Origin of the sequence: Salinispira pacifica (genome assembly GCF_000507245.1) — a bacterium.
GTDB classification, from domain to species: Bacteria; Spirochaetota; Spirochaetia; order DSM-27196; family Salinispiraceae; genus Salinispira; species Salinispira pacifica.
Genome location: NC_023035.1, coordinates 2,737,122 through 2,750,550, shown reverse-complemented (window position 1 = coordinate 2,750,550; position 13,429 = coordinate 2,737,122). Strand labels below are relative to the sequence as shown.

The 13,429-nt window shown below is 51.0% G+C and carries 10 protein-coding genes; 6 read left to right on the top strand and 4 right to left on the bottom strand.

From position 1 onward, the window contains the following. Positions 1 to 27 precede the first annotated feature (27 nt). The 3 genes from L21SP2_RS12100 to L21SP2_RS12090 are packed head-to-tail and all read left to right on the top strand — an operon-like array spanning position 28 to position 2,058. The gene (locus tag L21SP2_RS12100) at positions 28 to 876 is read left to right on the top strand and encodes an ATP-binding cassette domain-containing protein (RefSeq protein ID WP_024268820.1); all 849 of its coding nucleotides are present in this window, start codon (positions 28 to 30) and stop codon (positions 874 to 876) included. Next, a complete protein-coding gene (locus tag L21SP2_RS12095) occupies positions 876 to 1,673 on the top strand; it encodes a hypothetical protein (protein ID WP_024268819.1) in 798 nt (265 codons plus the stop codon). The genes L21SP2_RS12100 and L21SP2_RS12095 overlap by 1 nt, the downstream gene beginning before the upstream one ends. Positions 1,674 to 1,686: 13 nt before the next feature. After that, the gene (locus L21SP2_RS12090; protein WP_024268818.1) at positions 1,687 to 2,058 is read left to right on the top strand and encodes a GntR family transcriptional regulator; all 372 of its coding nucleotides are present in this window, start codon (positions 1,687 to 1,689) and stop codon (positions 2,056 to 2,058) included. 335 nt (positions 2,059 to 2,393) lie between these two features. Here L21SP2_RS12090 and L21SP2_RS12085 read toward each other — a convergent pair whose 3' ends face one another. Then, on the bottom strand, positions 2,394 to 3,560 hold the full coding sequence (locus tag L21SP2_RS12085) for a metal ABC transporter substrate-binding protein (RefSeq protein WP_024268815.1): 1,167 nt from the start codon (positions 3,558 to 3,560) through the stop codon (positions 2,394 to 2,396). Positions 3,561 to 3,817: 257 nt separating this feature from the next. On the opposite strand from L21SP2_RS12085, the gene L21SP2_RS12080 reads away from it, so the two are divergent. The 3 genes from L21SP2_RS12080 (at position 3,818) to L21SP2_RS12070 (ending at position 9,228) form a co-directional block, all read left to right on the top strand. Next, entirely contained in the window at positions 3,818 to 4,903 is a 1,086-nt protein-coding gene (locus tag L21SP2_RS12080) for a nickel/cobalt transporter (protein ID WP_024268814.1), read from the top strand. Positions 4,904 to 4,970: 67 nt separating this feature from the next. After that, a complete protein-coding gene (locus tag L21SP2_RS12075; RefSeq protein ID WP_024268813.1) occupies positions 4,971 to 5,966 on the top strand; it encodes a prenyltransferase/squalene oxidase repeat-containing protein in 996 nt (331 codons plus the stop codon). Positions 5,967 to 6,051: 85 nt separating this feature from the next. After that, a complete protein-coding gene (locus L21SP2_RS12070; protein ID WP_024268812.1) occupies positions 6,052 to 9,228 on the top strand; it encodes a CheR family methyltransferase in 3,177 nt (1,058 codons plus the stop codon). 69 nt (positions 9,229 to 9,297) lie between these two features. Here L21SP2_RS12070 and L21SP2_RS12065 read toward each other — a convergent pair whose 3' ends face one another. The 3 genes from L21SP2_RS12065 to L21SP2_RS12055 form a co-directional block, all read right to left on the bottom strand. After that, positions 9,298 to 10,323 carry a nitrilase-related carbon-nitrogen hydrolase gene (locus tag L21SP2_RS12065; protein ID WP_041401543.1) on the bottom strand — a complete coding sequence of 342 codons (1,026 nt, stop codon included), beginning with the start codon at positions 10,321 to 10,323 and terminating at the stop codon, positions 9,298 to 9,300. Next, positions 10,314 to 11,990 carry a SulP family inorganic anion transporter gene (locus L21SP2_RS12060; RefSeq protein ID WP_024268810.1) on the bottom strand — a complete coding sequence of 559 codons (1,677 nt, stop codon included), beginning with the start codon at positions 11,988 to 11,990 and terminating at the stop codon, positions 10,314 to 10,316. Before L21SP2_RS12060 ends, L21SP2_RS12065 begins: the two co-directional genes overlap by 10 nt. A 94-nt stretch (positions 11,991 to 12,084) precedes the next feature. Beyond that, complete coding sequence (locus tag L21SP2_RS12055) at positions 12,085 to 13,239, bottom strand: IS4 family transposase (RefSeq protein WP_024268319.1); 1,155 nt, start codon at positions 13,237 to 13,239, stop codon at positions 12,085 to 12,087. Between the last annotated feature and the right edge of the window lie 190 nt (positions 13,240 to 13,429).

The window sequence follows — 13,429 nt, the reverse complement described above, 5'->3', positions numbered from 1 at the left end:
AATCGAATACAATGTATGGAGGATCTAATGATTCACATGAACAAAGTGGCATTCGGATATAAAAAGAATGCTCAGTTGTTTTCCAACCTGGATTTCGACATCGGCGAACCGGGGATCTACGGACTCCTGGGAAAAAACGGTGCCGGAAAAACAACCATGCTGAAGCTTGCCGCAGGTCTGCTTTTTCCCCATGGCGGTAATATCAGCTTATTCGGCAGACAGGCTGCCATTCGTCATCCCGAGGCGCTGAACAAGCTCTCGTTTATTCCGGAAGAGATTGCCGTTCCCGGCTTAAGTCTGGATGCCTACAGCGCCATTGTGGGCGGATTTTATCCGGATTTCAGTTTTCAGGATCTGAAGCGATTTGCAGAGGAACTTGAAATTGAACGGGGAGAGTCCATGCGGCGGATGTCTCTGGGGCAGAAGAAAAAATGCCTCCTGGCGGTGGCCCTGGCAAGCAACACTGAGGCGGTGATTATGGATGAGCCCACCAACGGACTGGACATTCCGTCCAAACAGAAATTCCGTCAGCTTCTGGCCGAGCAGGCCGACGCCCATCGAAGTTTCATTATCTCCACCCATCAGGTGCGGGATGTGCAAAACATCATAGATCCGGTGATCATTCTGGATAACGGCGAAGTTGTGTTTCAGGGCGATATGGGCACTATTTCGGAAGGTCTGGCCATGGCATGGTATGAAGAGAAGCACCTTCCAGAACAAGCTCTCTCCTGGCAGCCCGCAGTGGGAGGGGTTACCGCCCTGGTTCCAAGAGACATTGCACCGGATGGTTCGGATGATATTGATCTTGAACTCTTTTTTCAGGCGGTTACGGCCAATGCTGGTCTCGTGCGCAGCAACATTGAAGGGAGGTCCTGATGAACATGGTACGACAAAGTCTGCAGCGGATTGCCCGGCTCATTGGCCTTGAAATCGGCGAAAACGGAAAAAAAGCCCTGATATCGGCCCTGGGAATATTCGGAATCTTCATTGCCCTCTCCATGGTTTCCTGGCTGGTGGATAACGGTCGTCAGGTTGACGGGGCGGAATACACGCTTTTTACTTTGATATTCGGGCTGGTGCTCACCGGAAGCAGCTTCACCCGTCAGCGGGGATCCGCATCCCACATGGAATACCTGCTGAGACCGGCATTCAGCTTTGAGAAGATGCTTTCCAAAATTGCGGTCACCGCCCTGGGCTACTGGCTTCTCATGAGCCTGCTCTACATAGCTTCACTGGTAATTCTCTACTTCGCCGCTCTCATAATCGGGGTTGAAGGAACCCACTTCCCGTCCCAATTCGGCAAATTGCTTCTGGACACATTGTATTTGTATCTGCCGGTGAATGCCCTGTTTCTCTTCGGAAGCGTTTACTTCGAGAAAAACAGCATCGGAAAAGTACTGCTTTCACTGGCGGTATTCGCAATTGCTCTGGTGGTTGTCTCGGGACTGGCAGGCAGGGTGATCTTTGCTCAATATTTTCAAAACCCTGATATCTTCAATCAAGTCCAAAATGAAATCGCCCGGCAATCAGGAGACGACCCGGAACAGTTCTTTATTGCACTGTTCGGATTCAGTCCGGTTCTCATATTCACCCTCAGACATCTGCTGACCGCACTGTGGATTATCGGTCTCTGGACACTCAGCTGGCTGCGATTGAGGGAAACCGAAGCCTGAGAGGAGGGCATAGATGAACTTTACCAAAGGCGCATCAATATATGAACAAATCGTGGAACACATCCTTGAGCAGGTGGTTTCCGGGTCCTGGTCGGCTGAGGACCGCATATCCTCAGTCAGGGAAATGGCTGTGAAACTGGGGGTGAATCCCAACACCGTGCAGCGGGCCTATGCCATGCTCCAGGAGATGGAAATACTTGAGAACCGCCGGGGCGTAGGCTATTTCATACATGCCGGTGCAGAAGGGGCGGCCAAACAACGCCTCCGGGAAGAGTTTACCAGGGAAGCCCTGCCCTGGATTTCCTCCCGGCTCAAACTGCTGGAGATTGAACCTGAAGAGTTTACCGGCATGTTGCGCAGGGAACTGACAGACGGAGCTTCCTGAACATCTGTTCCGGAAGAGCCGAACCCAAACAGTCAAAACAGGAGTGAAAGAAATGAATAAATTAACCAACAAGATTCTTGCGGTGATCGGGGGCAGCTTCCTGCTTGCATCGCTGATTCTCATGATCGTTGCCCGTTTCAGGCTGGATGCCATTCTGGCCTCCATATAGGCTGGGTGCAGATCGGTCCCGGAGGAAAACCGATATGGTTGTGCACAAGTCAAAATCATGGCCCGCACAACCTGGCACAACCGCAAAATTCAAAAAGCCCGCCCCTGGTATTATCCGTGGGCGGGCTTTGATGTATCGCCGGAATACTTCCGGGAAATCGGCGTAATTATTCCACGGTACTCAGCCCTTCTATGATGCGCCGGGCATTCAATTCAATGAACTCAAGATACGTATCGCCCTCTTCACCGGGGGCAGCCAGCGAACCGCTCAGCACCCTGACCACATTCACCTGGGTGCCGGCCTCCTGGGCAACGCTCCGCGTCAAGTCCACCAGACCTCTCCCGGCGGTTTCTCCCAGCACAATCAGACTGATGCCTTCACTGCGGATCTCCTCAACCAGGCTGCTGATCTCCCGGGCGGAAGGTTCGGACTGATCCGATGTTGACGGAATGACAGTGCCGGCCACCTCAAGGCCGTATTCATCTGCAAAATGGCCGAGGACCACGTGGTCACTCACAAACTTCCGACTTTCTGCGGGTATCCGGTCTACCCCTTCCCGGATTTCCTCACTCACCCGATGAAGACTGTCCCGATATTCACCTCCGCGGCGTGAGTACTCATCGCCGTTGGCAGGATCAACTGCAGAAAGAGCGGCCTCGATATTTTCGGTCCATCGGATAACAAACTCGGGATTCATCCAGAAATGGGGATCTCCGCCGGCATGATCATGATCGTGATGGTCATGATCGTCGTCATGATCGTCATGTTCGTCATGTTCGTCATGTTCGTCATGTTCGTCATGTTCGTCATGTTCGTCATGTTCGTCATGTTCGTCATGTTCGTCATGTTCGTCGTGGTCGTCATGATCGTCATGATCGTCATGTTCGTCGTGCTCGTCATGATCAACATCGATACCTGCGGAGACGGCTACCACATAGCGGGGATTCACGGCTTCCAGGGTTTCCATCACCGCTTCCTCGAGAAACAGACCGTTTACAAATACGATATGGGATTCGTCCAGGCGAACCACATTTTCGGGGGTGGGTTCATAGCTGTGGGGGTTGGCGCCGCGCTCCATGAGAATTTCCAGATCCACGTTATCCCCGGCAATGTTTTTTACAACATCTCCGATAATGCTCGTGGTTGCGGTAACCTTCAGCTTTTCGCCTTCAGCCAGTTCAACAGGCTGAAATTCCGGAAGACCTTCAATATCCAGGTATCCGGCCATTCCGGAGTTTTCTTCGGCCTGTTCGCCGCCGCCTGCGGCTGAGAGACTGACTATTGGAAACACCAGAAAACTGATAATCAGAAATACATACAGATGGGTTTTCACTGCTAACCTTCCTTCAGATTGGTTTTTCCCGATGGACTGTGCACAGTCCCAGGACTTGGAACTGTGCCGGGAATGGTATTACTAAATAATACTTTTATGAGAATATTACTTTGTAATACGTGTTGTCAAGGCCTGTTTTATTCTGCATATTGCTGAAACAGTGCAGCAAAGATTGTAAAATACAATTATTGTGTCTTCGAGGCCCCGGCGTGGCTATATATTTGGGGGCAGGAATATGATGGCAGGAATATTGTGGCATGGATCTCTATGCTCCATATTACATGCTGCCGGGAGCTGCCCACGGGCCTTTCACAAGCTTCGGTGCACTGAATACGAATACCAGAATGGCGGGAATTTTGAAAAAACCACTGATACTCTTCATATTTGCTTTGTTCATCGGGATCGGCTTTGCCCAAAGCCCCCTTTTTGCCCAGGATCCGTTTCGTTCCCAGGGATCGGAGGAATCGACACAGGTACAGATCTACTCAGGAAATCTCCCGGATTTTTTTCTGAATTGGTCACGTGAGCTCAACCGGGGCATTTCCGAATACAGTATGGCCATACAGAATGAAGGCGGAGGGCGGGCAATCTTTATCAGCATCGTATTGGCTGTGCTTTTCGGGATGCTTCACGTTCTGGGACCGGGTCACGGCAAGTTGTTTACCTTCAGCTACATCGGCAGCCGGAGAGCTTCCATAACACAAGGATTGATACTCGCCGGCGGAATAAATATCGTCGACAGTCTCTCCGCCGCATTGCTGGTATTCGGCGGATACGGGATTTTGTCGGTGAGCTTTTCCCATCTGCAGGGACGAGTAAGTGAAGTCATTCAGATTATCAGCTACAGCATTATTATTATTTTCAGTCTCTGGCATCTGCTTTCACACCTTTTTCATCATCGTCATTCACATCACGGACATTCACATCACGGACATTCACATCATAGTCATTCACATGAACATGATCATCAAGATGATAATGGCCCGTCAGAATCGCCCTCTGAAATGCATTCACAGCGCCGGGATCCCCGGGATAGGCGAGCTCCCTGGGTTCTCGCCCTTACTATCGGCTTGATCCCCTGTCCGGTGAGTACGGTGATACTCCTGTTTGGTCTGGTGAACGATATGATTTTGCATTCCATCTTTCTCGTTGCAGGAGTCTCCCTGGGAGGGTTCATCAGCATGGCGATATTGACCGTTGCACTTATCAAAGGCAGGGATGCAGCGGTAGATACATTATCAACAGGCTGGGGAGAAAGGCTTTCCATGATTCTTGAGACGGTTTCCATGGCGGGTATTGCAACTGTGGCGTTGTTGCTGCTTCTGCCGCTGCTTGGAGGATGATTGTTTCCTCCACTCCGCCCCTCTTCCGTGTTATTCTGATAAGACTACTCAATATTTGAGGTGATATATGCTGTTATTCGACTGGCTGCTTGAGGGCGATGTGTCCATCAGATATATGGTGCACCGGGATCTTCTGGTACATGCACCCCAGGTGCAAATCCGCCTTCTGCAAAGAAGGCTGGGATTGGAGGGGTGGGCTGCACGGCTCCTTGAACACTATGATGAAAAAACCGGCATGTGGGGCGGCGGATGGTATTCGCCCAAATGGATCAGCACCCATTACAGCTTGCGAAGTCTCAAGGATCTGTGCATCCCCCCCGAACATCCTGTGTTCAGAAAAGCCGTGGCTGATTTAATAGAGACCCAGTGGGAAAACCAGCCCGCAGAGCGAAAGAATGTCAGTCCCGACCATTCCCGGCCCGGCGGAAGAAAGAGCCGCCCGCTGGATCTCTGCGTTGCAGCCATGATGCTGGATGTACAGGCATACAGCGGAAAGGACTCACCCGCCTCCCGGGCCATTATCGATTACATTCTTCACACACGCTATTCTGACGGCGGGTTTAACTGCAACTGGGACCGGGGAGATTCCCACAGCTCTCTCCATTCCACTCTTTCGGTGCTGGAAGCGTTTCAGATGTATCAGTCTCTTGAAAGCGGCTACCGGAAAGAGGAGATCGCATCTGCAATCGCTTCCGGAGAGGAGTTTATCCTGAAAAAGAGGCTGTTCCGTTCTCAGACCAGCGGGGAGGTGATTGATCCGGCAATGCTGCTGCTTTCCTTTCCGGTACGCTGGAAATACGATATTCTGCGGGCCCTTGAGTACTTTGCCCGGCATGGACGCCCCTACGATCCAAGGATGGAGGAAGCGCTGAATGTCTTAGTGGATAAACAAAGAGCGGACGGACGCTGGAACAATCAGGGCAGATACCCGGGAAAGGTTTTTTTCCATATGGAGGAAGCCGGGAAACCCAGCCGGATGAACACGTATCGGGTGTTATATGTTTTAAAGGCCTACCGGCCGGAATATTATGACACCATATTCAAAGAGGACTATGATTTCTGAAGGGCGGGTACACGGGATCCGGTTGCCGCCTGTTTTTTTCTGCCTATGGTTCACGCAACAATGGATGCCGATTATAATGTGATATATGCAGAAGCCAGAGTACATAATCGGGATCGGTGCATCAGCAGGCGGGTTGGAAGCACTTCAGGAACTATTATCGAATATTCCGGAAGATTTATCCCATTCGGCCTTTATTATTGCCCAGCATCTTTCTCCCAGTTACAAAAGCCGGTTGCGGGATCTCCTCTCCAGGGTAACCAGCAGAGAAGTGCGTGAAATTTCAGATGGTGAAGAGCTGCAGGCGAACACCATTTACATTACACCACCGGATAACGATGCGCTTGTCCGCCAGGGGGTGCTGCATCTTCACAAGCCGGTAAATACCATCGGTCCCAAGCCGTCTGTGAACATTTTATTTCATTCTCTGGCAGTTGATGTTCCCGAGCGTGCAGTGGGAATTGTTCTCTCAGGCACGGGCCAGGACGGGGGGATCGGCCTCCGGGAAATTCGGGATGCCGGGGGATACTGCATGGCCCAGGATCCCGGCACAGCCCGGTATGACGGGATGCCCCATGCTGCAATCCAGCTTGGAAAGGCCGACCTGATCCTGAGTCCCGAACAGATGGGAAAGGAACTGGCTTCCCTCCTTTCCCTTGATGATTCCAAACTGAGTCCTCAGGAATTAAACGATGAGCAATTCAAGCAGGTGATCAACCGCCTTTCCCGGCACAGCGGGGTTGATTTCCGGGGATACAAGGATACCACCATCCGCCGTAGAATTATCAAGCGGATTCTTGCTCTGAAAAAAACAGATGTGGGGGAATACCTGGACTATATCAAGGAAAACCCCGCAGAGCTTCAAAACCTCTTTCAGATGCTTCTGATCGGTGTAACCCAGTTTTTCCGGGATCCGGAGACATTTCAGGTACTGAGTAAGCATCTGAAAGATGCGTTTCTGCAGATGTCCGGGGGGGACAGTTTCAGGTTGTGGGTCCCGGGCTGTTCCAGCGGTGAGGAACCGTACTCGTTGGCCATACTTATCAATGAAATACTGGAAGAACTGGATCTGACCATGAAAGTCCAGATTTTCGCCACGGATATTGATGAATCCGCCATTGAAACGGCACGAAAAGGAGTGTTTCCGGCGGAGAGTCTGGTAAATGTCCCCGAAGAGTACCGGGAAAAGTACTTTTCCAAAACACATGACGGGGTACAGATCAGCAAACATATCCGGCAAAATATTCTGTTCAGCCGCCATGATCTGGTGGAAAACCCGCCGTTTCTGCGGCTGAATATGATCAGCTGCAGGAATCTGCTGATTTATTTTTCCCAGAAAACACAGCGCCAGCTCATGCCCATCCTTCATTATTCCCTGCTTCCCAAAGGTATCCTGTTTTTAGGCAAGAGTGAGACAATCGGGCAGTTCAATGATCTGTTCACCGTCCTGGATTCCAAACACCGGGTGTTTCAAAGAGTCTTCGATACGGTGATCCCATCCAGTTTATACAGATCCCACTCCGGATTCGGTAAAAGCTCCCCGGGCGCAGGTGGTGGTGACGAACCGGTGGATTTGAAAAGTAATATACAGGAAACCCTATATGCCGATTTGGGGCATCCCTTTGTGGTGGTGAACGGGAAGATGGAGCTGATTCAGCTGTCAGGAAATCTTGAAACCTACATTGGACTGCAGGAGGGGATGTTTTCCAATCAGTTCATGAATATGCTCAGGCCGGAATTGAAGGCAGAGCTGCAGCATCTTATGACCCAGGCAATCCGTAATCATGTGAAGGCTGAGACCCCGTTTAAACGCTTTTTCCCTGAGGAAGTCGATCACTTCCTGCGCATCCGCATACGGCCCCTGGTCTACAGCGCCCAGATGAAAAGCTATTATCTGATCGAGTTTGAGCGTTTGAACATTCAGGGCGGCGTGCAGGGCCTTACCCAGCACGGCAGCGGCGGGAATTCAGATAATGAGCGCATTAACGAACTGGAGCTGGAGCTATCAACCAACCGGCAGAATCTCCAAAATTACATCGAAGAACTGGAAACCTCCAATGAAGAACTCCAGAGTCTGAACGAAGAGCTCCAGTCCACCAATGAAGAGCTCCAGTCCACCAACGAGGAGCTGGAAACATCCAACGAAGAGCTGCAGGCCAGCAACGAGGAACTGCAGGTTGCATATGCGGAGATTAAAAGCATTAATGTGCAGATGGCAGAAAAGGATCGGGAGCTTGAGCTGGCCAATGCCCGGATGGAGACTGCCCTCTACGGGGGAAAACTTGCCTGGTGGGAGTGGCGGAAGGACACTGGAGAAGTGAATTTCTCCGATGCCAAGGTCACCATGCTTGGCTATGACCCGGACTCCTTCCCCCGTACCCTTGAAGCGTTTCTTGAGCTGGTTCATCCCGAGGATTCAGAGGCAAATCTTCAGTCAATGCGCCATCATCTTGAAGGGAAGATCCCGGCATACGATTCCGAGTACAGAATCCGCACCAAAGACGGAAATTATGTATGGTACTGGGACAGGGGCCGGATCGTTGAATATGATGATGAAGGCGCAGCCTCACGTCTTGTGGGCCTGGTAATCAACGTGAACGACCGCAAACAGGCTGAACTTTCCCTGGAACGCCAAATACGGGAACGGGACATGCTGGTCAAAGAAATTCATCACCGGGTGAAGAACAATTTCAACATGGTAACCGGATTAATTGAACTTCAGCTCAACCGTGTGGCCGACAGCAGTCAGCGAAGCATGCTCCGGGATATTCAGTCCAGGATTCGCTCAATGGCGTTGATTCACCGGGAGTTATACGAGCATGAGGATCTCACCAGTATTGAGCTTGAGTTTTACCTTCCCCGGCTGGCGGATGCGGTGCTCCGTTTTGCGGATACCGGAAGCTCCAATATTCTGTTTTATGAGGATGTGGAGAAAACGACGGTTCCCATCAACAGCGCCATATCCCTGGGACTCATGACCGTCGAACTGATTACCAACAGCCTGAAATATGCCTTCAAGGAGGGTATGCCTTCGCCGACCATCCGCATCGCCGTAAAGCATCTTGATGACGGGAAACTTCGCTACAGCTACCGGGATAACGGATCCGGCTATCCGGATGATATCCTTGAATCAACATACAGCGGGATCGGGATGGATCTGGTGAAGAGTCTTGCTTCCCAACTGAGGGGCGAATTTCGCCAATACAACGATGGCGGATCGGTTGCAGAGGTGGATTTTCAGCTGCCGGGTGATGAACCGGGATGAAAAACACGTGATGAATAAACACCTGACGAACAACCATCGGCGGGGCATGGTCCTTTCTCCGGGCTATACTTATGGCCCCTGTTCCAGGGTATAGCGGATAATATCCTGATCCCGGGGAGTATCGCTTCTGCTCAGGTATATGATATTCCCGCTGTCCGATTCCCGGATCACCGAAGAGTACCCCTCCCAGAACAGCTCCAGGAAGTTTCCGGTTAAGCATACGGTCATGCCCTCTTCAGCCGGCCCGTCGAGTATTCTCCGGGGAAGGGCTTCGGCAAAGACTTCAGCCTGTTCGGCATCATATTCGGTGCCGTTTGCCTTAATATCGATCCAGAAATCCACCTTTCCAAGCCTCTCCTCCCATGCGGGGAAAAAGCTGTCCCGGCAGATGGTCACTGCCAGGGTATGCCCCCGGTACTCTATGGGCCGGGCTTCCCAAAGCCGGCCCGGCGTAAGCCCCAGAATGCTGCGCTCAAACTCCGTAAGATACACCTTGTCCTGACTGTACACGGCGTTCCCGTGGTGATTATACAGAATGCTTCGGTTGCGCAGCTCAGTGCCCCGGCTTCCGGGATGGGCGGCGAAGTAGCTGCCCGCCAGTATGGCCACCGAATGTTTCCGTGCCAATCCTCCCCAGATTCGGTCCATGGTATCCCGGCTGGATTGGGATACAAGAAAATCCCGGATGCTTTCAGCGGGGAAGCGGTTTCGGATATGGGCTGCAATTTGATCCAGTGTTGCCTGTTCAGATGTGAGAATCCGGTTCGGCAGCATGAAAGCGGGAAAAAATGCCGAGGTGTATTCCGGAAACACGATGAGATCCGCAGCTTCCTTTTCCAGCAGTCCGGATATCTGCTGATCCATCTCGCTGATAAAGTGTGCTTCGCTGGCATATAGTTCGGGAGATATTTCCAGCTGGATGCCGGCAATGTTGAATGCGGTACTGCCTTCCCCGCCTGAGGCTGTTTCATCTGCAAACATCGGCAGTGCGGGACCGGCGAGGATGAAAAGAACAAGTGCAGCGAGTATGAAACTCCCGGCTCCAGAGGGGGGACGAATTCCTTTCGCAGGTTCTTCGGGGCAGTTCATGTACATGAATTACCAGCCTGGCTCATTTTTCCCGACGCTTCAAGACCCCGGTTCAGGGCATCCATTCTTGATTGATAAAAATCCAGGTTGGCATGTTTCAGTCCGGTGCGCTTCAGTTTTTCCCTGACCTCCGGTGATGCACCGCTGATTATTACCGTTTTGCCTTCGGCCAGTGTTTCGTTGATGAGATTCTCCAGGCCCAGTGCCACAGTGGTACTTAAAAATGATACTTCGGTCAGATCCACCAGAAGGACGTCCGCATTCTCATCCATGGCGGAAGCTTCCCGGGCGATGGCCTGGGCCACCCCGAATATCATGGGGCCGCTGAGGTGGAAGAGGATAATACCGCCCTCTGCCTGCTCAAGAATCCGCTGTTCGTCCGCGCTTACAACAACCGGATCTCCGCTGGGGTCGATGGTTCGTACCCGGGTGGCGGGATGACCGGATAGACGTTCTATGGTGATAATATTGGCAATGAACACCCCCACGGCCACCGCAACCAAGAGGTCCACAAAAACGGTGAGAATCATTACCGCATACATGATCAGAGTTGCGGTACGGGAGATTTTGTGCGCCCTTCCCAGGAAACTCCAGTCGAGAATGTTGAATCCCACCCGAACTGCTATGGCAGCCAGCACAACTCTGGGAACATGACCGATCACCGGAGCAAGCACAAAGACGAAAAGCACCAGCACCAATGATCTGATTATGGCCGCCATGGGGCTTCTGGCGCCGCTTTGGATATTCACAACCGTACCCATGGTTGCCCCTGCGCCGGGAAGTCCTCCGAACAGACCGGAAGCAATGTTGCCCACACCCTGTCCGATAAGTTCCCTGTTGCTGTCATGATGCTCACGGGTGAGACTGTCGGCAATCATTGCGGTAAGACTGGAGTCTATGGCTCCCAGTACTCCCAGTATGGTTCCGTCAATGAGAATCTGAACAAGTTCGGAGGGACGGATGTGGGGCACCACAAGCTTCGGCAGGCCTATGCCGATTTCACCGATGCTCCGTACATCCCCGGCGGGAAAAAGAATGATGGCTCCCAGGCTGCCCAGAACCAGCGCCACCAGCTGGGGCGGGATTTTTCTGGCCAGCCGACGGGGAGTGAGAAAAAGAATCGCCAGGGCGAAAAACCCGATAAGCCATTCGGCGGGAGAAGGGGCGGCAATCAGGCCGGGAATGCTGGAAAGGGCATCATATACCGTAGAGGCGGAGCTGTCCGCACCCAGCAGTACCGGCAGCTGGTTGAACACCAAAAGCAGACCGATGCCGGACATAAATCCTGAGATCACCGAATACGGCATCATGGTGAAATACTTTCCCAGCTTAAACACCCCGAAGAGGATCTGTACGATACCTGCCACCATCACCACGGTGAACACCATGGCAAGTCCGTATTCCGGATATCTGGAAGTCATCCTCACAACCACTGCGGCGATGAGCACTGTCATCGGTCCGGTGGGTTCGGATATCAGCGTGTTGGTGCCGCCGAAAATGGCAGCAAAAAAACCCACTAGAACTGCGCCGTATATCCCCGCCTGAGCGCCGGCTCCCGATGCCACCCCGAAGGCCACTGCCATGGGAAGGGAGACCACCGCAGTGGTAACCCCGGCAAAAATCTCTTTTGAAGGATTGGGACTTTTCAGTCTTCCGGATAATAGTCCGTTCATAATGCTACTATTTTTCTCATAATTATCCCATTAATCAAGCTCAATGCGAATATTCATCCGCATATTTCCGTATTCTACATCACTGCTGTCCGGTTTAATTTCCAGCCCCCTCAAAAAGCCAAAGATTTGATGAAATAGGGGAAGGTGGAGGCGGATGAAATAATTCGGAGATATCCCGGCGATCCAGAATGGTTAACTTGAGGACCTGCATTATTTTTTGAAACGTCGATTCAATTCCATGTAGTACCTTCATCATCCAAATGAGAACATACACAATTAATGCTATCCAGATTTGACTCCATACTGCATTCTTACTCGTTCCGAAGAAAGTTTTAATTTTCAGATTTTGCTTGATCCATTTAAAGAATAGCTCAACCTGCCAGCGTTCCTTATAAATATCCGCGATCTCATGTGCTGGCAAGTCGAAGTTGTTTGTGAGAAAACGGTATACCTTCCCATGCTCCGGATCTTTATACGTAACCACTCGGATCAGGTCGGGATAGTTTGCTTCGGCACTATCTTGGGTAAACTTCATCCAAGCATCTTCAAGTACCGGCCCATCGGGATTCTTATGGTATACAAGAGTTGTTCTCACCTTGGCATTCTTCTTTAATCTGGTTACGAATGTAACGTCATCTAATTGCAATTTGTGAAATGACTTATAGTTATTATACCCCCGATCAAAAACCATAATATCTCCCTTCTTGCGGGGAAAATCTAAAAGCGTATTCGTCTCATGGAGTTTACCGGTACTCAGCTGTACATAATTTGGTAGTGCGCTGTCACTGTTATAGCTGGCGTGCAGTTTTATTGCCCCCTTTGTTGTACGAAACTGAGCCCAGTCATAGCGCGAGAGGCAGAGGTCGATTGTCGTGGCATCAATGATTTGCAAGGGATTGCGAAAACGGTGGTTCGGCGTATGCATTGTACCTGCCTGACCAAGGAGCTGATAAAATAAATCCTTAAAGATATCACTGCTGCGTTTTGCCAGGGCATCAGCGACAGTGGATTTTTTTACCGGCGCCATGCCGGCATGATAGAGTTTAGCATGCTGGGAGTGCATGGTTGCTATGACTTCATTCAGACTGAATGCCTGTGAAACTTGTGCATAGGTCATTGTTTTAAGAAGAAGATCTGTGGAGAGGGTCCGTATTCCTTTATCTCCATCGTGCAAATCGACAATTTTCTTGAAATCATATCGTGAAATGACGCTATTCAATGTGCCAAGCACCGTGCTATACTTTTTCATGCTAGTAATTTCCTTTTGTGTAATGGTTTAGTGGTAAACACATTATGCACAGATAAAAGGCAAATTACTAGCTTTTTTTATTTAACCGGACAGCAGTGATTCTACATGAATATACCAGACTTTGTCTGTGAAAATGTTCCGGAATTCCGAGCTTTGAGCCCTTGTCAATTCCCTGTGAGACTGGGTAGTC